Below are 24,362 nucleotides of genomic sequence, written 5' to 3' on the forward strand. Positions count from 1 at the left end.
GAAATTTATACAGAGTTACTGGTGATTATATCAGCGTGGTGAGGGATGCCAACCGGGAAATTTCTACGTGCGGCAGCAGACGGCTATCATGAATTTCCATCAACGACCCTTCTCGCAGGTTGATCCAGCAGGCCTGCATCCCGCAGCGGACGGCACCGGCGACGTCGGTGGTGAGGTCATCGCCGACGTGCAGAATTTGCTCGATCGGGACTTCCAGTCGTTCCGCCGCCAGATGATACATGTCGGAGAAAGGTTTGGAGCGCCCGTCCGGGCCTGCGCGCAGCACAAAGCGGAAGTAGTCATTGAGACCAAACAGCTCCGGCTGAGCGTTACCGTTAGTGATCGCTACCAGCGGCCATTTTTTCGCAAGCCTGGCGAGCGTGTCATGGGTTTCTTCTGGCACATCAATCCGGCTACGCCATTGGGCAAAATACAGCATCGCCGCATGCGCGCCAATGCTGGCTTCTGACGGGCTTAATCCCGCGCTGAGCATCGCTTGCTCTACTGCCCGACGTCGCCATTCGGTCACGTCGTGGTAAATTTCCGGCTCGGCCCGGCGCAGCGCCTGGCGCACCTGCAGGAAGTCATTGCTCTCAAAACCCTTCATCGCCGGATGATAGTTCTGCACAAACGCCAGCGACTCTTGTTCCGTGGTGCGGATCACCTGATAGTTATCGTAAAGGGTATCGTCCAGGTCAAACGTCAAAGCCGAAATCTGACCTAATGGGCGGTAAAAACGCATTATTTCCCCCGTTTGGCGCGTGGATGCGCCGCGTCGTACACCGAGGCAAGGTGTTGAAAATCAAGATGGGTATAGATTTGGGTCGTCGACAGGTTAGCATGCCCCAGCAGCTCCTGAACCCCACGCAGATCGCCGCTCGACTCCAGCATATGGGTGGCGAACGAATGCCGCAATTTATGAGGGTGAACGTGGCTGTTCAGGCCTTGCCTGATGCCCCACTCGGCAAAACGCTTCTGGACGTTTCTCGCCGAGATGCGTTTGCCAAGCTTCGACAAAAACAGCGCTTCGTCATCGCCGCCGAACAGTCCGCGCAGATCGAGCCAGTGCTCAATCCACACCACCGCATTCCGCCCGATGGGTAAACGCCGCTCTTTGCTGCCCTTCCCCATCACCCACACTTCACCGGTCGACAGGTCCAGGTTTTTGATATCGAGGTTAACCAGTTCAGACAGACGCAGCCCGGCGCCGTACATCACTTCCAGCATCGCGCGGTCGCGGACGGCTAACGGATCGTTAAGATCGATATCCAGCAGACGATTGACGTCATCAACGTCGATATTTTTAGGGAGATGGCGCGGTGTTTTCGGGGCTGAAACCGCTTTGGCAGGATTCGCCGACAGCTCGCCCTGGCTTACCAGCCAGTCGAAGAAACTACGCAGGGCGGAAAGCCGCAGCGCAAGGCTCGCCGGGCCAAGGCCCTTACGGCGACTGCGGGTTGCAAAGCTACGCACCGTTGCAGCATCACATTGTTGCCAGCTTTTTACGCCGGTTTCCCCGGCAAGCGTAATGACGGCATCAAGCTGACGCTGATAGTTCAGCAGCGTGACCGGGCTGAGCTGACGCTCAACGCCGAGATAGCGTAAAAAGCGTGTTACCGGTTCGTGCAGCGGGGAATCGGTCATACGCGCTCAATCCAGCGCTCCAGTAGCCCCGGCATCATCAGCGCGATTTCCTGCAGCAGATGCGTGCCTTGTCCCTGCTGGTAGTGATGCGCGTCGCGGCTGGTGAAAAGGATAATCCCCAAATCGCCATCGCTACCCATCATCGACATTGCCACAGAGCCGATCGCTTTCGCTTCTGGCAGGACCAGCAGCAGCTCAGGGCCGTTCAGCGAGCCGAGATAGTGCCGCTCATGTCCCAGACGCTGAATCCGCAGCGGTTCGAACGCCTGGCGCGAAAGCGCAAGCCGGGTGGCGCTGGAAGGCGCACCAATACGCCAGCGGTCAGGGAACAGACGCAGTGTGGCACCGGCTAACCCCAACTCCCGCGCCCAGCGATGGAAGCGATTAAGGAGATCGTCGAGGCTTTCAGCCGCGGCCAGCCGGGTTTGCAGATGCAGCAGGCGATAGAACAAACTTTCGTTCTCCGTCGCCTGTTCCATCAGCATCGACATATTCTCTTCGAGCGCGTTGATGTGATTCCGCGCCCGCGCCATATGCCACTCCACCAGCGAGATGGTCCCGCGCACCGGATGAGGTACCCGCATCTGCTCCACCCAGCGGGCGTTGCGGATAAAAAACTCAGGATGTTGCAACAGGTACTCCACCACGGCGCGATCGTTAAGCGTTGCGATTTCGTCCTGCTGTTCTTCCCCGACTTGTTTCATAAGTGAATAAACCCGTCGTAGACATGTGCCGCCGGGCCAGTCATAAACAACGGTTGACCCGGACCTTTCCAGGCGATATCTAATCGCCCGCCTGGTAATTCCACGCGTACTTCTTCTGCCAGCAACCCCTGTTGAATACCAACAGCAACGGCCGCGCAGGCACCGCTACCGCAGGCCTGAGTTTCCCCTGCGCCACGTTCATAGACGCGCAGACGAATATGGTCGCGTTTGACGACCTGCATAAATCCGATATTGGCCCGTTCCGGGAAACGCTCGTGGCTTTCCAGCACCGGACCCAGCGTTTCGATGGCCGCCGTTTCGACGTCATCAACCTGAATCACACAGTGCGGGTTGCCCATCGACACCACGCCGCACATGATGGTCTGTTCCGCGGCGCGCATGATATAGGTCTTTTCCGCTTTGTTAGCGCGGAATGGCACCTGAGAGGGCTCAAAGTTCGGCTCGCCCATGTTGACACGCACCAGGTCATCGTCGGTGACGCTCAGCACCATGCGACCATTCGCGGTACTGACCCGAATATCACGTTTGTTGGTCAGGCCCTTCAGGCGAACGAAACGCGCAAAGCAGCGCGCCCCGTTGCCACACTGGGAAACTTCGCTGCCATCAGCATTAAAAATGCGGTAGTGAAAATCAAGCTCCGGATCGTACGGGGGTTCCACGATCAGCAGTTGATCAAAACCCACGCCAAGGTGCCTGTCCGACAGCCGTCGGATAAGCTCCGGAGAAAAGAACACATTCTGCGTCACCGCATCAACGACCATAAAGTCGTTGCCCAGGCCATGCATTTTAGAGAACTGCATCATTCACCCCACTCACGCAGAAACCGCCTGGAACCGTCAGAGATTGACCTGAGTCGGCCCACCATCAACACCGCGATCGTTACGATCCGGCGAAGTACTCTGAGTTTTGCTGTCGACCGGTTTGGTCGGCGGCGGCGCGGTTTTATCTGCCGGCGGGAAATAGAGAGGCCCCTTCAGGCCGCAGCCGGTCAGGCTGAACATCGTCAGTAATACGGCGAGCGTTCGGTACACGTTTTTCATTCTTAAAGTGCCTGTTGTTCAAACTTTCTGTTTTCTATCATCGCAGGAGAAGACGTAAAAGCAAGCGTTTAGCGCCCGACTGCAACGCATTATGTTTCACGGTATACTGCCGCATCACTAAAAAATGGGAAACGACAATGAACGACAGTGAATTTCATCGCCTGGCAGATACCCTGTGGCTCACCATTGAAGAGCGTCTCGACGACTGGGACGGCGACAGCGATATCGACTGCGAAATAAACGGCGGCGTGCTAACGCTCTCCTTCGAAAACGGTAGCAAAATTATCATCAACCGTCAGGAGCCGCTGCATCAGGTGTGGCTCGCAACTAAACAGGGCGGCTACCATTTTTCTCTGCAAGGAGATGAGTGGATCTGCGATCGCAGCGGCGAAGAGTTCTGGAGTTTACTGGAGAAGGCGGCGACTGCGCAGGCAGGTGAGGACGTAAGTTTCCGCTAACAGCATTGCCCGGTAGCGCTAAACGCTTGCCGGGCTTGCGACGGCTCAGGAGAAATACTGCTGCAGCAGCGGCGCCGCGTTTTCCTGACTCTCGGCGGTAACCGGCCCCACCGTCTGGGTGCGGAACGGGATTACCTGCGCGCGCCCGTCGACCTTCACAATCTGGTAGAACTGCGGCAGGTTGAAGTTGATGAAGCTGGAGCCGTAGGTAAAACGATCGTGCGACGACGAGTAGAAGCGGCTGACGTCACGCACCAGCTCCTCTTTACTGCCTTCGCAGTGGTGATACACCTCTACCCGGTTAGTCTCATCAAGAATGTAAATGTTGAAGCCGTTGTCATCACTGGTGTCTTCAAAGAAGAACTGGATGATCCCTTCACTGGCAAAACCATCGACCACTGACGGCAGTTTGACATGGTTGGTCTCAACCTGTACCGACAGACCGTGCAGCTTGTTGTGAGAAATAGCACCGTAAAACTCGATGGCGTTTTCCAGCTTCTGCACCGACACGTTCAGGCGCTCGAAGAACAGACCCCAGGTCTGGCCCGACACGCGCAGCGCTTTAAAGCGCCCGGTTTCCTGACGAGTGCTGGAGAGACGCAGCTCAACGCACTCTGACACCAGCTGCTGTACGCGAGTACGGATCAGGCCGCGCAGGTGCTGGCTGTAGCAGAACACCTCAACGCTGTCCGGCGGTGCGGCATCCTGGTGCATTTTGCCGAGAATCGTTTTCAGCGCTTCGATCATCGCCTGTTCGCCGTTGAAGTGCAGCGTACGCACTTCGTTCCACGAGTTTCGGTACAGCAGATCGACGCTGCCTATCAGACAGTTTTGCTCTTCACCAAAGCTGAAGACGTCCAGCTTACGGAAATCGAAATGTACCACCTGGTTGCGGAACGCGGCCGTGGGGTCATATTCGAGGTTAACGATGATCGCCAGATGGCGGATTTCGCAAGGGCTGTAGAGCGCTTTTGGCGTTGGCGCCGGCAGACGTAGCGGGAAGTGGTGCGACACGTCGGCCACCATCTCCTGCAGTTTTGCCAGGTCAACGATGCCGTTGCCCTTAATAAACAGACGGGTACGTGAGGTCAGCAAGCCGTTAAACCAGGCCCAGGCCACCAGCTTATTAAGATAACGGTTATATTCCAGCGGCTGATGACTGACGATCGACTCCATATTCGGCGCACGATTATAGAGATACCAACCGGTACGGTTGGCTCTGCCCGGCGGCACGTGGATGAACGTCAGGTTCGGTTCGGAAAGATCCGGCGAAATTTGCGGGTTCACGAGCGTCACTTTACCCGGCAGCGCTTCGAAAGCGGCATACAGTTTACGGGTCAGTACACCGATATCCTGCGGGCTTGCAGAAACGCTGAGGTTGTTACGGCGCGCGAAGCGGATCAGGTTACGGTAGCTCTGCATCATCGCATCGAGCAGCTCGTTGTGCGCGTTGCGTACTTCGTCAATCTTCCAGTTAGCGCGGTTGTCGAGCATCGTCAGGCGGGCGTCGTCCCAGCCCCACTCTTGCACCAGCTGGCTCAGCACTTCACGTCGCCAGCCTACGCAGGCGCGTTCGCGGCTCAGTTTTTCGCAGACTTTGAGGTAGAAACAGCGGCGAACCAGGTCGAGACGAGTTTCGTCTTCGATAGCCTTCAGATACTCAGTGACGCGCTCCAGCATCATGCAGTACGGATCGAGACCAAAGGAGATAATCTCGCCGTCGTGCAGGCGCTGTTTAATGTCTTTCGCCAGCAGGCGGGTGTTGGGGTATTCCCAGGAATAGGCTTCCAGCAGCAGCGTTTTCAACACCGCTTTATACGGGGAATCAATACTTTTGTAGAGCTGCCACAGGCTTGCGCCGAAGTACTCTTCCGCCGACAGCGAGCTCATACCGCCGAGATCGAGCCATTCGTTCGGCGTCAGTACGCCCTGGGCGTACAGCGTCATCACGTAGTCGTCGTAATGATCTTCTTCCGCGCACGGCACCATATTCCACAGAATACGTTTCCCGGCGAGGCGCACCGCGGTGCGATAAAATTCGTCGAGCAGCAAAATGTGCTGCGTTGAACCACAGTCTTCACCACCGAGGCTGCCGCTCTCATTATGGCGGAAGCGGTTTTCGTCAATCAGGAAGAAACTCACTTCAACGCCGAGGGATGCCGCCCAGCTCTCGAGCAGGCTGCATTTACGCTGCAGAAGTTGGCGCTCTTCGTTATCGAGCCAGGCCTGGTGACAGACCCAGATATCGAGGTCAGACGAACAGCTCTGCCCCACCGAAGAGGTACTGCCCATGGTGTAGACACCGGTGATAGGCAATTCACCCTGCGGCGTGTCCTGACGCGGCATACCGCGGTGCAGTTCGAGTTCGTCTAAGTAGTGGCGTTGGGTTTCATCAGGCGTGTAAAGGCAAATGCCACAGGGAACGTTACCGTCGAGGTAACCCGGCATCAGCGGATGATGATAGTGTAACAATGTCGGCAGTAGACTGTAGACCTGCTGGAAAGCAGGGCCCATGGCAGCAAGCGCGCGATCCACACGCAATTGATTGATGGCATCCAGTCTCTGTTTAAGTGTCTCAATATAGAGGTACAAGACATTTCGCCTGATGTTCAAACCCGGCGTATCAGAAAGCGGGTAAACCGCGGGGGATACGGAGGGTTACAGTAAGTCAAAAAACAACCGTTACCGTTTGTCGTCGTTTTCGTTGTTGTCGCATTGACGAACAAATGGTCTAAAACGTGATCAATTTAACACCTTGCCGGTTGACCGTAAAGAAAGATGCGCTACATACAAGTGTAGCACTGAATAAAACGCGTAAACTCCGCAATACGGTCCGGCGAGTTGTGTCATCCGCAGTGCAATGACGCGACACGTCCGCTTCCCTCTACCCGCAAAAACCGTGAAAACTGACATCCTTAAGGCAACAATGTTAGGATGAACAGTGGACGATAATGACGGTAACAAGCATGTTAGACAAAGTTTTGAGAATTGCCACACGTCAAAGCCCTCTTGCGCTCTGGCAGGCACATTATGTTAAAGACAGCCTGATGGCCTGTCATCCCGGTCTGCAGGTAGAACTGGTGCCGCTTATCACGCGCGGCGACGTCATCCTCGACACGCCGCTGGCCAAGGTGGGCGGTAAAGGGCTTTTTGTCAAAGAGTTAGAGCTGGCGTTGCTTGAGAACCGGGCCGATATCGCCGTCCACTCGATGAAAGATGTGCCGGTTGATTTCCCGGAAGGGCTCGGTCTGGTGACGATTTGCGAGCGTGAAGATCCACGTGACGCTTTTGTCTCTAACCGCTTTGCCTCGCTCGACGACCTGCCCGCCGGCAGCGTCGTCGGCACGTCAAGTTTACGCCGTCAGTGCCAGCTGGCCGCCCAGCGCCCGGACCTGATCATCCGCTCTTTGCGCGGCAACGTCGGCACGCGCCTCAGCAAACTGGATAACAACGACTACGACGCAATTATCCTCGCCGTCGCCGGGCTAAAACGCCTCGGCCTTGAATCACGCGTGCGGATGGCGCTGTCGCCGGAGCAATCGCTCCCGGCCGTGGGCCAGGGCGCGGTGGGGATTGAGTGCCGCCTTGACGACGAACAGACCCGCGCTCTGCTGGCACCGCTGAATCATCACGACACCGCCGTTCGCGTTGCCGCTGAACGCGCAATGAATATGCGCCTCGAGGGTGGTTGCCAGGTGCCTATTGGCAGCTATGCTGAACTGAACAACGGCGAACTCTGGCTGCGTGCGCTGGTCGGCGCGCCCGACGGTTCACAAACTATTCGCGGCGAGCGTCGCGGCAAACCCGAAGATGCCGAACAAATGGGCATTTCTCTGGCAGATGAATTACTGGATAACGGTGCGCGCAGCATTCTGGCTGCGGTTTACGACGGAGAGTCCCCGGCATGAGTATACTGGTCACCCGCCCGTCTCCTCAGGGAGAAGATTTAGTGAGCCGCCTGCGCACACTGGGGCGAGTGGCCTGGAGCTTTCCTCTCATCGAATTTACCCCCGGACGGGAGCTGGCATCGCTTCCGGCCCGGCTTGCCGCTCTCACCGATACCGATCTCGTTTTTGCCCTCTCACAACATGCGGTCACTTTTGCCAGCGCGGAGCTCAACAAGCACCAGTCCAGCTGGCCGCTTACACCGCACTACTTTGCCATCGGTCGAACGACGGCCCTGGCGCTGCACAAAGAGAGTGGCGCTGAGATTCGTTATCCTCAGGATCGGGAAATCAGTGAAGTCTTGCTACAATTACCTGAATTACAAAACGTTGCTGGCAAGAAAGCGCTGATTTTGCGTGGTAACGGCGGCCGCGAGCTTATCGGCGAAACGCTGACGGCACGCGGCGCTGAAGTGACTTTTTGTGAATGTTATCAACGAACAGCGATACACTACGACGGTGCGGAAGAAGCCCTGCGCTGGCACTCCCGCGGCGTGACCACGCTGGTCATCACCAGCGGAGAAATGTTACAACAGATTTGGTCGCTAACCCCGCCGTGGTATCGCGAAAACTGGCTACTCCGCTGTCGGCTTTGGGTTGTCAGCGAACGCCTGGCGCGCCTCGCCAAAGAATTAGGCTGGCATGACGTTCAGGTCGCTGATAGCGCCGACAACGATGCGCTGCTGCGCGCGTTACAATAACTCTCAAAACTGGAAGCCATAATGACGGAACAAAAAAATTCCTCCGCCGTGGTTGAAGAGACCAGGGAGGCCGTGGACACCGCGCCACAGCCAGAAAAAGTCGAACAGCCATCTAAAACCGCAAAAGAAGGCAACGGCAATAAAACCAGCCTGGTGCTGAGCGCTGTCGCTATCGCCATTGCGCTGGCCGCAGGCGTGGGCCTTTACGGTTGGGGAAAACAGCAGGCAGCGTCACAAACGACGGCCAACGATACGCTGGCAAACCAGGTGATTGCGCTGCAAAAGGCGCAGGAAACGCAAAAGAGCGAGCTGGATGGCATCATCAAACAGCAGGCCGATCGGCTGACTGACGCGGCACGTCAGCAGGAAGCGATGGCAAAACAGCTCGACGAACTGCAGCAGAAAGTGATGACTATCTCCGGGAGCGACGCCAAAACCTGGCTGCTGGCTCAGGCCGATTTCCTGGTTAAACTGGCTGGGCGCAAGCTCTGGAGCGATCAGGACGTTACCACCGCTGCGGCGCTGCTGAAAAGCGCCGACGCCAGCCTCGCCGACATGAATGATCCAAGTCTTATCACCGCGCGTCGTGCCATTACCGACGATATCGCCAGCCTGTCCGGCGTGGCGCAGGTCGATTACGACGGCATCATCCTGAAAGTTAACCAACTGGCGAATCAGATAGATAATCTGCGTCTTGCGGATAACAACGATGACTCTTCCCCGATGGATGACGATGGCACAGAGCTCTCCAGCTCGCTCGGCGAGTGGCGGGTGAACCTGCAGAAGAGCTGGCAGAACTTTATGGACAGCTTTATCACTATTCGCCGTCGCGATGAGACCGCCGTACCGCTGCTGGCGCCGAATCAGGATATCTACCTGCGCGAGAACATCCGTTCTCGTCTGCTGGTTGCCGCACAGGCAGTGCCGCGCCATCAGGAAGAGACTTACAAGCAGGCGCTGGATAACGTCTCTACCTGGGTACGGGCGTACTACGACACCGAAGACGCTACCACCAAGGCCTTCCTGGAAGAGGTCGACAGACTCAGCCAGCAAAGCATTACCATGAACGTGCCGGAGACGCTGCAAAGTCAGGCGATCATGGAAAAACTGATGCAGACCCGCGTGCGTAACCTGCTGGCACAGCCGTCAGCACCGGCTAGCGCGGTTCCGCAGGCTGAAGCACCGGCCGCCGCCGCGCCGCAGGGAGAATAATTATGTTGAAAGTATTATTACTCTTTGCACTGCTGATTGCCGGGATCGTACTTGGCCCGATGCTGGCGGGCCATCAGGGTTACGTTCTTATCCAGACGGATACCTACAACATTGAAACCAGCGTCACCGGTTTAGTGATAATCCTGATCCTGACCATGGTGGTGTTGTTCGCTATCGAGTGGATCCTGCGCCGCCTTTTCCGCACCGGGGCGCACACCCGCGGCTGGTTCGTTGGCCGTAAGCGTCGCCGTGCCCGTAAACAAACCGAGCAGGCGCTGCTGAAGCTGGCAGAAGGTGATTATCAGCAGGTTGAGAAGCTGATGAGTAAGAACGCCGATCACGCCGAACAGCCGGTAGTGAACTATCTGTTGGCCGCCGAAGCGGCCCAGCAGCGCGGCGATGAAGCCCGGGCGAATCAGCATCTCGAGCGTGCGGCAGAGCTTGCCGGCAACGACACCATTCCTGTTGAAATTGCCCGCGTACGTCTGCAGCTTGCCCGCCAGGAAAATCACGCCGCGCGTCATGGCGTGGATAAACTGCTGGAAATTACCCCACGCCATCCTGAAGTACTGCGTCTGGCCGAGCAGGCTTATATTCGCACCGGGGCATGGACCTCGCTGCTGGATATCATTCCATCTATGGCGAAAGCCAACGTCGGTGATGAAGAGCATCGTCAGGCGCTGGAGCAGCAGGCGTGGATTGGGATCATGGATCAGGCTCGCGCCGACCAGGGTAGCGAAGGTCTGCGCAACTGGTGGAAGAACCAGAGCCGTAAAACCCGCCAGCAGGTGGCGCTACAGGTCGCCATGGCCGAGCACCTCATCGAATGTGATGACCATGACACCGCGCAGCAGATAATCATCGATGGGTTGAAACGCCAGTATGATGACCGCCTGGTCGCGCTTATTCCGCGTCTGAAGACCAACAACCCGGAACAGCTGGAGAAAGTGCTGCGTCAGCAGATCAAAGCGGTAGGCGATCGCCCGCTGCTGTGGAGCACGCTGGGACAGTCGTTAATGAAGCACGGTGAGTGGCAGGAAGCGAGCATCGCATTCCGCGCGGCGCTGAAGCAGCGCCCGGATGCCTATGACTACGCCTGGCTTGCCGACACTCTCGATCGTTTACATCAACCAGAAGAAGCGGCCCTGATGCGTCGCGACGGTTTGATGTTAACCCTGCAGAACAACCCGCAGTAATCCTCCCCGTCACCCATAAAAAAACGCCTGCACAACTGTGCAGGCGTTAAAACAGGTCTGTTTGACAACATAAATGGGTGCTTCACTCAACGTTGTGTCCATGGTGTTTGATGAGGCCGAAGCGACATCTGTCTGTGGACGATAAGCACCGTAAACGGCTCTGCATCATTCCTGAGTTTATGAGGCACTAAGGCGAACATAAGAGGTGGAATGAGCATCTACACGCATATTATTGCACACGCCGTGCCAGATTTGCATCCCCAGAATGCGGGGGTTCACAACCTTTAAGAATTGATGAGATGTCGCTGAACAGCGACGTTAATCGGCTGTTTTTAAAGAATGAATGGAAATCAGAGGATTGCGTGTCGCCGCTCAGCGACAGGGGATTTTGCCTTAACGACAGATGCTTTTGACGATTCACAGAAAACAAAAAACCCCGCCGAAGCGGGGTTCAAAATTGGTCGGCGAGAGAGGATTCGAACCTCCGACCCACTGGTCCCAAACCAGTTGCGCTACCAAGCTGCGCTACTCGCCGATGTACTGCTTTTTGAATTTTTAGTTCAATTCTTTATAAAGTCGTGGTGCGAGGGGGGGGACTTGAACCCCCACGTCCGTAAGAACACTAACACCTGAAGCTAGCGCGTCTACCAATTCCGCCACCTTCGCAATTCACAACTTCTTAATAATGGGGTGGCTAATGGGATTCGAACCCACGACAACTGGAATCACAATCCAGGGCTCTACCAACTGAGCTATAGCCACCACTACAAATCTTTTACGCGGTCTTAAAACCACCGCAGCTCTAGCACCGGGTAAATGGTGCGCCCGACAGGATTCGAACCTGAGACCTCTGCCTCCGGAGGGCAGCGCTCTATCCAGCTGAGCTACGGGCGCTTAGCGCCGTTGCGGGGTCGGATAATACGGACTTCCTACCCCGCTGTCTAGTGCCTTTTTAAAGAAAATTATCGTTTGGTCATGCTTTGCTCATTTTGCTGCTTATTCCCCCACTTTCTCCGCTACGGCATGGCGGTGCAGGCCAAAAACCTTATAAATAAGCGTTACAGCAGCAAGGAAGAGGACTCCGACAAACAGCGACATACGCGTATCTTCATTAAAGCCCATGCCAATCAGCACGCACACCAGGAACGCCATTGTCAGATAGTTTGCCCACGGGAACAGCACGGAGCGGAACGGATGGCTGGCAATCGCCTCTTTATGCGCCTGACGGAAACGCAGCTGGCTAATCAGAATCACAAACCACGGCACCATGCCCGGCAGAACGCTGGCGCTATAGACATAGACAAACACGCGCTGCGGGTTAGGAATAATGTAGTTGAGGCAGGAGCCCAACAACAGAATTGCAATTGAAATTGCCACCCCGGCAACCGGTACACCGCTGCGGGAAACTTTACCCACGGCAGCGGGCAGCTGGCGGTTCTTCGCCAGGGCGTAGAGCATACGTCCGCAGCTGTACATACCGCTGTTACAGCCGGAGAGTGCCGCCGTCAGCACAACGAAGTTAATGATCCCGGCCGCAGCCGTAATGCCAATCTTAGCAAAGGTCAGGACGAACGGGCTGCCGTTGCTGCCAATTTCGTTCCACGGGAAGATGGTGACAATCACAAAGATAGCGCCCACATAGAAAATCAGGATACGCCACAGCACCTTGCTGACCGCGCTGCGCAGCGTGACCTGCGGGTTCTTTGCTTCGCCTGCCGTGATACCGATAAGCTCAACGCCCTGATAGGACGCCACCACGATACATAGCGCCGTCAGGAAACCCTTCCAGCCACCGGCAAAGAAGCCACCGTGCTCGGTTAGGTTTCCGAAACCTACCGAATGCCCACCATTGCCGAAGCCAAAGAAAATGACCCCAAGCCCGACAATAATCATCACGATGATGGTGGTGACTTTGATCATAGCGAACCAGAATTCCAGCTCACCGTACAGTCTGACCGCCGCCAGGTTCGCCAGCGCAACCATCGCCACGGCGATAATCGCCGGGATCCACTGCGGTAGTTCCGGGTACCAGAACTGTACATAAACGCCGATGGCGGTGATTTCCGATATCCCGACCGCCATCCACATAAACCAGTACGACCAGGCGGTCAGGTAGCCGAAGAAGGGACTCATGTAGCGATGCGCGTACACGGCGAAGGAGCCTGCGACAGGCTCAAGGAACAGCATCTCCCCCATCGATCGCATGATGAAGAAAACGAACAGGCCAGCGATGATGTAGGCCAGCAGTACAGACGGGCCGGCCCATTTCAGGGTGCTTGCCGCGCCCATGAACAGGCCAACGCCGATGGTGCCCCCAAGGGCGATTAATTCGATATGACGGGCTTCAAGACCGCGTTGAAGCTCCGGTTTATTCTCTGCCATAGGTCCTCTTGTGTTTGCAATTGCCCGGTCTTTGCCGGTTATTGTTATGGATAACGTGCTCTATCGGATGGTGAAAGGCAGTCAAAAAAACAGGCAGACCGCCCTTCAGGCAGCGAATGGTTTAACAATTTTTACGAAATGGCAAACAAAGTATTAAAAATCTGGAAGCATTGCTCAAAAATAGACCAAAACTTCCAGAAAGTAAGGCGGGATTTACAGCTGGCCGGTGTAATGCCAGCGAAGATAGCGCAGCAGGCGGAGCTGGCGTTTGAGGCGGCTTGGCTGGGAAAGCAGACGGTACAACCACTCAAGTCCCAGGTTTTGCCAGAATGCCGGCGCACGCTTCACGTGACCGGTGAACACATCATAGGTGCCGCCAACGCCCATGTAGAGCGCATTGGGATAGACTTTCCGGCAGTCGCGCATCAGGATTTCCTGCTTCGGCGAGCCCAGCGCCACGGTCACCACCTGCGCCCCGCTATCGCGAATACGCTCAAACAACGCCTGCCGTTGCTCCGGAGCAAAGTATCCGTCCTGGCTGCCAACAATATTCACCTGCCACTGCTGGCGTAGCTTCGCTTCCGTCTGGGCAAGCACTTCCGGTTTACCGCCTATCAGAAAAACCGGCGTCCCCTCGGCACCTGCGCGCGCCATCAGCGCTTCCCAGAGATCGGCCCCCGCGACGCGAGATATTTCCGCCTGCGGGTATTTTTTACGCACGGAACGCACCACGCTGATGCCGTCGGCGTATTTGAACTCTGCCGCATCGATCAGTGCGCGAACCTCGGCATCATCTTCCGCAGTCAGCATTTTTTCGGCGTTAATCGCCACCAGAGTACCCTGCTTCAGGTGCCCATCGGCATAGAGATAATCGAGCGCATGCTGCATGTTGCGCCAGCCGATAAGTTTCAGGCCGCGCAACGCATACAGCGGCGCGGAGGTGGAGTCTGTCATGTGTATCCTTATCAGACCTGTGGCTGCGTCAGCCCGCGTACTCGTTTGTGAATCAGACCTGCACTGTCAAATAGCCAGTACAGGAGTTTCGCCACCAGCAGACACAGGCCGAAAATCACCAGGAAAAAGACCACGCGGGACGCAAAGGAGTCTAGCCCCTCACGCGCCAGCACGATCATATTGAAGATAGCGCCGAAGCAGAAGCTGTGCAGAATGGCCGCCTTATAGCGATTCGTCTCCTGGTTGCCCAGCGTATACAGCCAGTCAAACCATTTGATAATCAGTCCTACCGTGACCGCACCAAGTGGAATAAACCACACGCCGCCCATCACGACCAGCGAACCGATAAGCGTCGGTGAAATCGCCAGCCCGGAATGGTTGTTAAGCACTTCCCAGGTAAAGTAGTTCGCCGTATTGAGCACCAGGCTCGGACGGTCCGGCCACAGCCAGCCCGGAATAAAGACGTAGAAATCACGGACAATCGGCGCCAGCCCCTGGAAATCAATCTTGTCGTAGTTTTGCAGCAACAGCGCCAGATTCTCCCACGGCGAGAAGGTGTCGCGGGTCAGGTACAGGAAGGTATAAAACGCTTCGTCGCCGCTGACGTTCATGCCATAGCGTTTAAGCGCCAGCCAGAACATACCGACAATGCCAAACACCCCTGCCGCCGCCAGCATCCACAGCGAAATCCAGCCGCGAATAATGCCGATGAACAGGAAAATGGCGAAGGCGATAATGATGTTTGCCCTGGTTCCCCCCACAATGGCATAGGTCAGAAGACCAAAAGCAACGGTACTGATGAGGAAGAATATCCAGGAACGCCAGCCAGGGCGCAGAAAATAGACCACCAGCATCGCCGGGATGAAGAAGTAGAAAAAGCGCTTCAACGCCACGCCGGACACTTCGCTGGAGAAAATCTGGCTATACGAATGCAGCTTAAACAGCAGGAAGCCGTTATGCATGAAAAAGGTGCCAACGCTCAGCAGAGCAATCACCATTAACAGCACCCACGTCAGATGCGCTTCCACGCGGTTAATGGTAAACAGCGGTCGCCGCGTCACCTGAGTGCTGCCGGCACGCAGACGCGTTTTGTACGTCACGTAATACACCGCATAGAAGCACACCGCCGCCAGCAGGGTTTGTAGCAGTACCTCCGGCGGCGCGACACCAACATCAAAGCGGAACACCAGCGTACAAGTGAGCGGGAACCCAAAGAAGAAGGTCAGTAAAAACAGCAGCGAAAAGAAAACGTTGAAGTTAAACCGGACGCGGCGGAATTCAAAATACGTCAGGGTGGCGATAAACAGCGTCGATAATAACCAGACGACGAACAGGCCAGTAAACTGCATCAGGCTCATTGTGCTTCCCCCGCGGCCAGCAGCAGCGCCCGGTGCCAGGGCTGCAGGTAATTGGGCCGGAAAAAGGCAATCTGCGTTTTATCTATATTTGCCAGTTGGCGCTGCGCTTCACGTACTACCTGTTCATTAAGCGTATCGGTCGTAAACAGCACCGGAATATGTTGTTCAGTCATGTCCTGCCAGAACGGATTCTCGCGATTCAATACACAAGGTACACCGGCCTGGATCAGCAAGCAAAGTGTGCCAATCCCCTGCTGGCGGGCAAAAATGAAATACCCCAAATCGCAACGACGCAGCAGCGCCAGGTAGTCATCAAACGCCATTTTTTCACGCAGGACCTGCAGATTACCGTTGCTGAACAGCGTCAGACCCGCCGCCTCAACCTCATCGATATAGCGCTCGTTGTTTGCCGGGTACCCCATTGGCACCACCACATTCACCGTATCGCCAAACTGCTGATGCACGGCCTTCAGCGCCGCGATGTGCTCGTTGCTGCGATCGCCGGAGTTACCCACCAGGATGGTCATCTTGCCTTCCCGGGGAGTATCACTCACCAGGTGATTGAGCGAAGGGTCCATACGCGTCGGGAAATACAGCAATTCCCCCGCCACACGAGGATGCTGGCGGGCAAAGAAGTTGAGATCGCCGCGGGTGGCAAACACCTGGCCAACGCGACCTTGTGCCAGACGGCGCAGCGGATAAAACAGGCGGAATTTCCAGCCGCGGGAGACTTCATACAGATCCGCCCCCCAGGCGTGCCAGTTGAACTGCGCCGGGCGGATCCCGCCGCTCAGCAGCGCCAGCCACAGAGCCGTGTTGAACTGACCGTGGAAAAAGAAGCGCTGGGCGCGGTTCTGCCTGGCGCGGGCAATCACCGCCTGTGCCAGCGATTTTTTACCGGGATAGAAGGAGAGTGACAGCGCGGGAAACTCAGCGCTCAGGCCATTGTCCGCCCCGGCAACCATAAAGAGGCGGGCATGCGGGCTCCCGGCGGCCAGTTCTTCATTGAAGAAGGCCAGAACGGTGCGGTTATGATGTGGGATATCCGATCCCAGTACGTGTATCAGTGCAGTCATGCCCGTTTACGCCACAGTAAAAATACGCCGCTACACAGCGCAAAATAAACAATATAGGTGGCCATGTAGGCCTGGGCTGCTCCCAGTGCGCCATGCGTCGGGATAAGCCAGTGAGAGAACACCGTCAGCAGCGCGAACTGGCTGACTTCGGTCAGAATATAAAAACGCAAAGACGCTTTGGCGATAACCAGATAACCATATACGTACGCGCCTACCTTCAGCACATCCCCCACCAGTTGCCAGGCGAAGAGATCGCGCATGGCGGTAAACTTCGCAGAGAACAGCAGCCAGATGGCAAAATCACGCAACAGCCAGACGGTGAAACTGGCAACAGCCACCGCCAGCAGCACAAATTTCAATGACTTAACAATCTCGCGGGTGATATCAGCTTTTGCCGTCAGACGCGACAGCGTCGGCAGCAGATAAACACTAAATGATGCGGTAATAAACTGCAGGTAGGCGTCTGAAATACTACTTACCCCCTGCCAGATACCCACCTCGTCCCAGCTATAGTGCTCCGCAAGCAGGTTTCGCATCATGACGTAAGCCACCGGCAGTGTGACCGATGTGATAAGCGCCATCAGGGTAAATTTACCGAGCTGACTGGCTATCGGCTTATGCCACCGCGGGCGCAAGTAGTGCAGCGGAATAGTTCCCCTGCGCGCCAGCATGACGGCCGCCGGAACCACCACCAGCGCAGGGACCAGCGCCAGGCCTAGCAATGCCCCCTGATAACCACCGAAATAGTAACAGGCATAATAGGCCACCACGCCGACAATGCTGCCAACGATGAGCGACAGTGCATTACCTGCGGCATCACGAAAGCCTTTCATCAACGCCAGCAGCAGGTTTGCCCAGGCAATACCCATCTGCACCAGCGCAACCAGACGGACCAACCCCTGATAATGAGTATGGCCAAATAGCCCCTGGCTTATCGGCGCCGCCGCCAAAACAAAAATGACCGCCAGCAGTGAGGAGAAGGCCAGTACCATCGCCGAAGAGGTGGCGACAACCTTATGGAGCTGCTCCGGTGAGTCATGGTGCTGGGCAACCAGTTTGGTCACACCGTTGAAAATCCCGGCGCCGGCCAGTACCCCAAGCACGGTGACCAGTTGACGAAAGTTTCCCGCCTGCCCGACGCCGGAGGGGCCAAAGGAGACTGCCAGCAGCTTCACCACCAGCAGGCCAGCACCAATTTTTATCAGCGTGGACGCCGCCGTCCACACTGAGGCTTTCGCAAGAGACATATCAGCCGAAGAAACTTAACAGAGAGTTGATGACCGTGCGCTGGTTAACAGTGGACAGGTTATAGAACAGCGGCAGGCGCAGCAGGCGCTCGCTCTCACGAGTGGTGAATTTATCTTCACCGTGGAATTCACCAAACGTCTGACCCGCCGGTGAGGCATGCAGCGGAATATAATGGAACACGGCCAGAATTTCGGCCTCTTTCAGCCAGCTAATCAGCTTACTGCGATCCTCGATATCACGCAGTTTGATATAAAACATGTGTGCATTCTGCACGCAGTCTTTCGGTACCACCGGCAACTCGATACGGCCTGCTTTCGCCAACGGCAGCAGGGCATCGTAGTAGTTCTGCCACAGCATCAGACGCTGCTGGTTAATCCGCTCTGCGGCTTCCAGCTGCGCCCACAGATAAGCAGCCTGCAAATCCGACATCAGGTAGCTGGAGCCAATATCACGCCAGGTATATTTATCCACCTGGCCACGGAAAAACTGGCTACGGTTGGTGCCCTTTTCGCGGATCACTTCCGCGCGCTCGACGAGGTCACGATCGTTAATCAACGTCGCCCCACCTTCACCACCGGCGGTATAGTTTTTGGTTTCATGGAAGCTGAAGCAGCCGATATGGCCAATGGTACCCAGCGCGCGCCCCTTATAGGTGGACATCACGCCCTGCGCGGCATCTTCCACCACAAACAGGTCGTATTTTTTAGCGATCGCCATGATGGTGTCCATTTCGCAGGCCACCCCGGCGTAGTGCACCGGCACAATCGCGCGGGTCTTGTCGGTCACCGCAGCTTCAATCAGAGTCTCATCGATATTCATGGTATCCGGGCGGATATCAACAAACACGATCCTGGCGCCGCGCAGCACGAAAGCATTGGCGGTAGAAACGAAGGTATAGCTCGGCATGATGACTTCATCGCCGGGCTGAATATCCAGCAACAGCGCTGCCATCTCCAGCGATGCGGTACAGGACGGCGTCAGGAGGACTTTGGCACTGCCAAAATGCTGTTCCATCCACTGCTGACAGCGGCGGGTGTAACCACCGTCGCCGCACAGCTTGCCGCTGCCCATGGCTGACTGCATATAATCAACTTCGGTTCCAACTACCGGTGGCGCGTTAAATGGGATCATCATTTCACCTGTATAACCAGTACGCAGTGCTTTCAACGTTGGCACCGCTTTGAATATAACGTTTAAGCGCGGCGGTGTTGCCCATCTGGGTCGCCACCCGCAGTGTTGTCAGCCCACGCTCGTGGGCCCAGTGTTCTGCCGCCTGCATCAGCGCCGCCCCGGCTCCACGCCCGGCGAGCAGACCAATGCGAGCATCGGTGTCATTCAGCTGGCGCAGCGAAACAAAGGCGTGGATCGCTCCGGTCTGGTCGCGAAAGACCAGACACTGATGGTCGAATGTGCCCTTGACCGCGTTCTCTATCCACTGCGCATAAAAACGCCCGCTGGCGTCGGCCGGGTACCAGGGCGCGCGAAAGCGGCTCTGGGAAAACGCCTGCGCCGCCTGCTGACGTAGCAGGGGAATATCATCCTCTCCGGCAACGTCGGCCTGCGGGTCCGCAACGGCGCTCACCGGCATAACCAGGTCGACCTCTCCTTCCACCAGCCGGAATCCCAACTGCTGCAAGGCATCAAGCTGTTCGGCGTCTGCCGCCGGAATTTTCGCCTGCACCCGCGACCAGCCGATCAACGCGTCAGGCAGCAGCGCCGGTGCACCTGCGGAAAAACGCAGGATGGCACTGTTCACGCCGAAGAACTGATTCTCCCAGACGAGAGGTTCAACAACGGCGTGAATGCTCACCGCCAGACGCCTTTTGTATCAACAATATACTGCTGCTGAACGCGGTCTGCGGCGTGCGCTTTAAATTCTTTATGATCGACCAGCATCACCAGCACATCTGCACTGCCCAGCGCATCGTCGAGGGAGGTCAACCGACATTCGCCTGCAAGTTTTTTCGGCAACTGGTGAATGTTGGGCTCTACCACGAGGGTTTCTCCGGTATTCCACTCGGCAATCAGCTTCGCAATTTCCATCGCCGGGCTTTCACGCAGATCGTCAATATTCGGTTTGAAGGCAAGGCCAAAGCAGGCGATTTTTAGCTCGCTGGCGCGCTTGCCGCTGGCGGCCAGACAATCGGCAACCGTTGCTTTCACCTGGTTAATCACCCACTGCGGCTTATGGTCGTTCACTTCACGTGCGGTACGAATCAGGCGAGCCTGGTCCGGGTTTTGCGCGACGATAAACCAGGGGTCGACGGCGATACAGTGCCCGCCAACGCCAGGTCCTGGCTGAAGAATATTTACGCGCGGGTGGCGATTCGCCAGACGAATCAACTCCCAGACGTTAATCCCCTGGTCGGCGCAAATCAGCGACAGCTCATTGGCAAACGCGATATTCACATCGCGGAAGCTGTTCTCGGTCAGTTTGCACATCTCCGCCGTACGGGCGTTAGTCACCACGCACTCGCCCTCCAGGAAGATGTTGTACAGCGCGCTGGCGCGTTCGGAGCAAACCGGCGTCATGCCGCCAATCACACGGTCATTCTTAATCAGTTCTACCATCACCTGACCCGGCAGTACGCGCTCAGGGCAGTAGGCAATATTGATATCGGCCTGCTCTCCCGCCTGCTGCGGGAAAGTTAAATCTGGGCGGGCTTCGGCCAGCCACTGCGCCATCTGTTCGGTAGACCCGACCGGCGAGGTGGATTCCAGGATCACCAGCGCCCCTTTCTTCAGCACGGGTGCAATAGATTTAGCGGCGGACTCAACGTAAACCATATCGGGTTCGTGATCGCCTTTAAACGGCGTCGGTACCGCAATCAGGTAAGCATCTGCACAAACCGGCGTGGTAGTGGCACGCAAAAAACCCTGTGCAACCGCCGTTTTGACGACATCGCCCAGTTCAGGCTCAACGATATGGATCTCACCACGATTGATGGTGTCGACCGCATGCTGGTTGATATCAACGCCTGTGACCTGTTTTTGTCTGGAAGCAAAAGCCGCCGCCGTTGGTAAACCGATATAGCCAAGGCCAATCACGGAAATGGTCGAAAAACTCATAGCGTTACCTGATTGTTTTTAAGTGCTGTCAAAATACGATGGCAGGCCTGCCCGTCACCGTATGGGTTGTGCGCGCGGCTCATCGCCTCGTACTCTTTCTCATCACCCAGCAAGCGGGTGACCTCTTCAACAATGCGTTCACGTTTCGTGCCAACCAGACGAACGGTTCCGGCCTCAATCGCTTCCGGACGTTCGGTCATTTCACGCATCACCAGAACCGGCTTGCCCAGCGAAGGTGCCTCTTCCTGGATGCCACCCGAGTCGGTCAGGATCAGCCAGGCGTGATTCATCAGCCAGACAAATGGCAAATAATCCTGCGGCTCTATCAGAATGACATTATCAACATGGCCCAGAATACGGTTCACCGGTTCACTGACGTTCGGGTTAAGGTGTACCGGATAAACTATCTGTACGTCCTGATGGTTATTGGCAATGTCCGCCAGCGCATGGCAGATCTGTTCAAAACCACGACCAAAGCTTTCACGCCGATGCCCGGTGACCAGAATCATCTTCTTACCGTTATCCAGGAACGGGTACTGCTGCGTGAGTTTCTGGCGCAGGGCTTCATCGCTCAGCACGCGATCGCGCACCCAGAACAAGGCATCGATGACGGTGTTTCCGGTGACAAAAATCTGCTTATCCTGCAGATTCTCGCGCAGCAGATTCTGACGAGAATTTTCTGTCGGCGCGAAATGCCACATCGCCAGGTGCCCGGTTAACGTTCGGTTAGCTTCTTCCGGCCATGGAGAATAGAGAGAACCGGTGCGTAGCCCCGCCTCAACATGCCCAACGGGAATACGTTGATAAAATGCCGCCAGGCTTGCTGCCACGGTGGTGGTGGTATCGCCGTGAACCAGCACCACATCGGGTTTGAAGGATTCAAGTACCGGTTTCAGCCCCTGCAGGATACGACAGGTAATTTCCGTCAACCCCTGCCCCGGGCTCATGATATTGAGATCATAATCCGGCACGATGGAAAAAAGGTTCAGCACCTGATCGAGCATTTCGCGATGCTGCGCGGTAACGCACACCTTCGCCTCGAAGTCAGGATCCTTTGCCAGAGCATGAACCAGCGGCGCCATTTTAATCGCCTCTGGCCGGGTGCCAAATACAGTCAGTACTTTCACATCGATTCTCTTCGATTAGATGATGAGGGTCCACGGACCCTCATTCCGGGAGGGGTATTCACTGAATACGGCGTCGCGTCAATGCAACACCTGCGCCGATGAGCGCGCCCACGATCCCCCACATCACCATCAGGAATGCACGGCGCGGGCTATCGCGTTTGACCGGCTCTTCTGGCGTGCGTAAATAGCGGTAAGTCTGGAAGCGTGGATCGAGCGTCGGCCCCACGTTAAGGGTTGAGAGCATAGCCCGATTCTGGTCGTAATCGAGGTCAAAATCCGGACCTACCGCGCGCAGGTTTTCCAGACGAGCCTGCAGCATCGGACGGCCTAATAAAAAGAGCTCTGAATCCGGAAGTTGCTCAGGAGGAACGTCGGTTTCGCTGCGGGATATATTGTTCTGTTGCGCCACCTTCAGCGCTTCTTCGATGTTGTGCGCTTTGCGATCGAAAATCGATTGTGCGACGGCTTCCTGGCGCTTCACCTGCGACTTCATCTGAATAATTCTGGCTGCCCAGGCGCCTTTTAGCTCCTCATTGAGGTGCCCGGCCGCCCGCTGGCTGGCAAACGCCACATACTGGCGCAGCAGGTTGTTCGCATCCGGCGCCGTTTCCGCCGTCAGCTTAACGCTATCACTCACGCTGCGTGCCGGGTCACCAGGCATAAACTGGATATCATCGATAAGATCGTCAAGCAGCGCGGCATCTGCCCGGGAATTCCCGACCATGCGCTGTTTGTAGTAATCCGTCTGCGCCCAAAACTCCCGACGGGTATCCCACGAGGCGAGCTGCATCACGAACTCTTTATAGGCATCATCCATTACGGAAGGCTGATCGACAGGGGCAAGGTTGGCTTTCACATCCAGATTGCGTAAAAACTGCTGTTGAGAGTAGAACCCACCCAGCATATTCACGGTTGGACGATCGGTAATAGCCGTTGCGCTCCACTCCTGGCGAGCGAAAAAGGTATAGCCCAGCGCAATTAATGCAAACAGCAGCGCCATACCTGCGATCCAGAGTTTCCCCATCCATAGCGTACGAAACAGGCCACGAATATCCAGTTCGTTTTCAACGCCTGTCGACGGTGCTCCCGGTAATGGTTGTGTCATCACGTCCCCAGATTTACTTGGTTAATTTAGGATCTTTCGCGCTATTCCTACGCATTCTGCGTTTCACACGTTTAATGAAACGCGCCACTTTCCAGGCACGTTTAATGCAATAGCCATAGAGGAAAAAGGCAAGCAAGAATAATACCAACATGACCCACTCAGGAACTATATGAGTATATTCCGCAATTACGCCAATCGCCGCCAGCAGCATTGCTGCCGCGGTAATTAAGACAAATGCCTGCCGGGAAGTAAAGCCAGCACGCATAATAAGATGGTGGATATGCTGCCTGTCGGCAGAGAAAGGGCTCATCCCTTTGCGCAGGCGGCGATACATAATCGCCACCATGTCCATTAGTGGGATAGCGATAATCCACAGTGCGGTGACAGGGCTAATCGGATGCGGTTGCCCTTGGGTAGTTTCAAGCAGCAGCCAGATAACCGTAAAACCAAGGAAGGTGCTCCCGGCATCGCCCATGAAAACCTTGTAACGCCGACCCAGTACGCCAAGATTGAGGATGATATAGGGCATAATTGCCGCAATCATGGCGAAGCACCACATGCTCAGGCTGTACTGTCCATCCAGCCAGAGAATCACCCCTAACGCCCCAAATGAGACGCTGGATAACCCGCCGAGTAGGCCATCAATACCATCCACCATGTTAAAGGCATTGATAGCAGCCCATACCGCAAAGAGGGTCAAAAATAGACCGAATGGCCCTAAAAGGAGCTCCCAGGGACCAAAAATATAGCCCAGGCTTTCAAGATGCAGATTCCCCTGGGTCATCATCACCACGGCGATCACCGCCTGGACAACCGCACGAATTTTTACACTGATATCGAAACGATCGTCGAGCGCGCCGACGAAGACAAGAATAAAAGAACAGATGAGGTACAGTCTGGCATGCGGAACGTAATAGTCGGCAATGGCAAACGCGAAACAGATACCGGCAAATACTGAGATCCCACCCACCAACGGAACCAACCCATGGTGCCGTTTGCGAGAACTGGGCTTATCTACCAGGCCAACATATTTTGCCACCTTACGGGCAAAAAACAGAAATAGCGTGGTAAACAAGAAAATACTGAATAATTCAGTACTTGCTGTGAGTAAATTCACAATGCA

22 protein-coding genes and 4 tRNA genes are annotated in these 24,362 nt (G+C 55.9%); 5 read left to right on the forward strand and 21 right to left on the reverse strand.

Features of this window, described 5'->3' with window-relative positions; translation table 11 throughout:
* Positions 1–25 precede the first annotated feature (25 nt).
* Genes yigB through lptM form a run of 5 tightly spaced genes read right to left on the reverse strand, consistent with a single transcriptional unit; the run spans position 26 to position 3,409 of the window.
* Positions 26–742: a 5-amino-6-(5-phospho-D-ribitylamino)uracil phosphatase YigB gene (gene yigB / locus C7387_RS22165; protein ID WP_120817517.1), complete on the reverse strand. Its 717-nt coding sequence runs from the start codon at positions 740–742 to the stop codon at positions 26–28.
* Complete coding sequence (xerC, locus tag C7387_RS22170; RefSeq protein WP_038252977.1) at positions 742–1,644, reverse strand: tyrosine recombinase XerC; 903 nt, start codon at positions 1,642–1,644, stop codon at positions 742–744. The genes yigB and xerC overlap by 1 nt, the downstream gene beginning before the upstream one ends.
* Positions 1,641–2,348, reverse strand: a complete 708-nt coding sequence (locus tag C7387_RS22175; protein WP_006816608.1) for a DUF484 domain-containing protein — start codon at positions 2,346–2,348, stop codon at positions 1,641–1,643. Before C7387_RS22175 ends, xerC begins: the two co-directional genes overlap by 4 nt.
* On the reverse strand, positions 2,345–3,169 hold the full coding sequence (gene dapF / locus C7387_RS22180) for a diaminopimelate epimerase (protein ID WP_120817527.1): 825 nt from the start codon (positions 3,167–3,169) through the stop codon (positions 2,345–2,347). The genes C7387_RS22175 and dapF overlap by 4 nt, the downstream gene beginning before the upstream one ends.
* A 36-nt stretch (positions 3,170–3,205) precedes the next feature.
* Positions 3,206–3,409, reverse strand: a complete 204-nt coding sequence (gene lptM / locus C7387_RS22185; RefSeq protein WP_006816610.1) for an LPS translocon maturation chaperone LptM — start codon at positions 3,407–3,409, stop codon at positions 3,206–3,208.
* A gap of 137 nt (positions 3,410–3,546) precedes the next feature.
* Between lptM and cyaY the strand changes: the two genes are divergently transcribed.
* Complete coding sequence (cyaY, locus tag C7387_RS22190) at positions 3,547–3,867, forward strand: iron donor protein CyaY (RefSeq protein ID WP_006816611.1); 321 nt, start codon at positions 3,547–3,549, stop codon at positions 3,865–3,867.
* 45 nt (positions 3,868–3,912) lie between these two features.
* Here the strand turns inward: cyaY and cyaA are convergent, their stop codons facing one another.
* Positions 3,913–6,459, reverse strand: coding sequence for a class I adenylate cyclase (gene cyaA / locus C7387_RS22195; protein ID WP_120817518.1), 2,547 nt, complete (start codon positions 6,457–6,459; stop codon positions 3,913–3,915).
* Between the two features lie 374 nt (positions 6,460–6,833).
* Between cyaA and hemC the strand changes: the two genes are divergently transcribed.
* The 4 genes from hemC to hemY are packed head-to-tail and all read left to right on the forward strand — an operon-like array spanning position 6,834 to position 10,920.
* Positions 6,834–7,775 carry a hydroxymethylbilane synthase gene (hemC, locus tag C7387_RS22200; RefSeq protein ID WP_134436939.1) on the forward strand — a complete coding sequence of 314 codons (942 nt, stop codon included), beginning with the start codon at positions 6,834–6,836 and terminating at the stop codon, positions 7,773–7,775.
* A complete protein-coding gene (gene hemD / locus C7387_RS22205) occupies positions 7,772–8,512 on the forward strand; it encodes a uroporphyrinogen-III synthase (RefSeq protein WP_006816614.1) in 741 nt (246 codons plus the stop codon). The genes hemC and hemD overlap by 4 nt, the downstream gene beginning before the upstream one ends.
* 21 nt (positions 8,513–8,533) lie before the next feature.
* Positions 8,534–9,724: a uroporphyrinogen-III C-methyltransferase gene (gene hemX, locus C7387_RS22210; RefSeq protein ID WP_120817520.1), complete on the forward strand. Its 1,191-nt coding sequence runs from the start codon at positions 8,534–8,536 to the stop codon at positions 9,722–9,724.
* A 2-nt stretch (positions 9,725–9,726) separates the two neighbouring features.
* Positions 9,727–10,920, forward strand: coding sequence for a protoheme IX biogenesis protein HemY (hemY, locus tag C7387_RS22215; protein WP_120817521.1), 1,194 nt, complete (start codon positions 9,727–9,729; stop codon positions 10,918–10,920).
* A gap of 458 nt (positions 10,921–11,378) precedes the next feature.
* Here hemY and C7387_RS22220 read toward each other — a convergent pair.
* The 15 genes from C7387_RS22220 to wecA form a co-directional block, all read right to left on the reverse strand.
* Positions 11,379–11,455, reverse strand: a tRNA-Pro gene (locus tag C7387_RS22220).
* Between the two features lie 44 nt (positions 11,456–11,499).
* Positions 11,500–11,586, reverse strand: a tRNA-Leu gene (locus C7387_RS22225).
* Between the two features lie 20 nt (positions 11,587–11,606).
* Positions 11,607–11,682: transfer RNA gene (locus C7387_RS22230), tRNA-His, on the reverse strand.
* A gap of 55 nt (positions 11,683–11,737) precedes the next feature.
* Positions 11,738–11,814 (reverse strand) — tRNA-Arg (locus tag C7387_RS22235).
* Between the two features lie 102 nt (positions 11,815–11,916).
* Positions 11,917–13,302 carry a bifunctional threonine/serine APC transporter ThrP gene (thrP, locus tag C7387_RS22240; RefSeq protein WP_006816618.1) on the reverse strand — a complete coding sequence of 462 codons (1,386 nt, stop codon included), beginning with the start codon at positions 13,300–13,302 and terminating at the stop codon, positions 11,917–11,919.
* 213 nt (positions 13,303–13,515) lie between these two features.
* Positions 13,516–14,256 (reverse strand): lipopolysaccharide N-acetylmannosaminouronosyltransferase, encoded by a 741-nt coding sequence (gene wecG, locus C7387_RS22245; protein ID WP_006816620.1) that lies wholly within the window; start codon positions 14,254–14,256, stop codon positions 13,516–13,518.
* An 11-nt stretch (positions 14,257–14,267) separates the two neighbouring features.
* The gene (gene wzyE, locus C7387_RS22250) at positions 14,268–15,614 is read right to left on the reverse strand and encodes an ECA oligosaccharide polymerase (RefSeq protein WP_006816621.1); all 1,347 of its coding nucleotides are present in this window, start codon (positions 15,612–15,614) and stop codon (positions 14,268–14,270) included.
* Positions 15,611–16,690: a TDP-N-acetylfucosamine:lipid II N-acetylfucosaminyltransferase gene (locus C7387_RS22255; protein ID WP_120817522.1), complete on the reverse strand. Its 1,080-nt coding sequence runs from the start codon at positions 16,688–16,690 to the stop codon at positions 15,611–15,613. Before C7387_RS22255 ends, wzyE begins: the two co-directional genes overlap by 4 nt.
* A complete protein-coding gene (gene wzxE, locus C7387_RS22260; RefSeq protein WP_120817523.1) occupies positions 16,687–17,937 on the reverse strand; it encodes a lipid III flippase WzxE in 1,251 nt (416 codons plus the stop codon). The genes C7387_RS22255 and wzxE overlap by 4 nt, the downstream gene beginning before the upstream one ends.
* 1 nt (position 17,938) lies before the next feature.
* Entirely contained in the window at positions 17,939–19,069 is a 1,131-nt protein-coding gene (gene rffA / locus C7387_RS22265; protein ID WP_038253031.1) for a dTDP-4-amino-4,6-dideoxygalactose transaminase, read from the reverse strand.
* Between the two features lie 4 nt (positions 19,070–19,073).
* Positions 19,074–19,748, reverse strand: coding sequence for a dTDP-4-amino-4,6-dideoxy-D-galactose acyltransferase (gene rffC / locus C7387_RS22270; protein ID WP_120817524.1), 675 nt, complete (start codon positions 19,746–19,748; stop codon positions 19,074–19,076).
* Positions 19,745–21,007, reverse strand: a complete 1,263-nt coding sequence (wecC, locus tag C7387_RS22275) for a UDP-N-acetyl-D-mannosamine dehydrogenase (RefSeq protein ID WP_006816626.1) — start codon at positions 21,005–21,007, stop codon at positions 19,745–19,747. Before wecC ends, rffC begins: the two co-directional genes overlap by 4 nt.
* Positions 21,004–22,134 (reverse strand): non-hydrolyzing UDP-N-acetylglucosamine 2-epimerase, encoded by a 1,131-nt coding sequence (gene wecB, locus C7387_RS22280; protein WP_071777469.1) that lies wholly within the window; start codon positions 22,132–22,134, stop codon positions 21,004–21,006. The genes wecC and wecB overlap by 4 nt, the downstream gene beginning before the upstream one ends.
* 58 nt (positions 22,135–22,192) lie before the next feature.
* On the reverse strand, positions 22,193–23,239 hold the full coding sequence (gene wzzE / locus C7387_RS22285; RefSeq protein WP_038253007.1) for an ECA polysaccharide chain length modulation protein: 1,047 nt from the start codon (positions 23,237–23,239) through the stop codon (positions 22,193–22,195).
* A gap of 13 nt (positions 23,240–23,252) precedes the next feature.
* Positions 23,253–24,356, reverse strand: a complete 1,104-nt coding sequence (gene wecA / locus C7387_RS22290) for a UDP-N-acetylglucosamine--undecaprenyl-phosphate N-acetylglucosaminephosphotransferase (RefSeq protein WP_006816629.1) — start codon at positions 24,354–24,356, stop codon at positions 23,253–23,255.
* Positions 24,357–24,362: the final 6 nt, after the last annotated feature.

The sequence above is a fragment of the Yokenella regensburgei genome (genome assembly GCF_003634235.1).
Lineage (GTDB): Bacteria > Pseudomonadota > Gammaproteobacteria > Enterobacterales > Enterobacteriaceae > Yokenella > Yokenella regensburgei.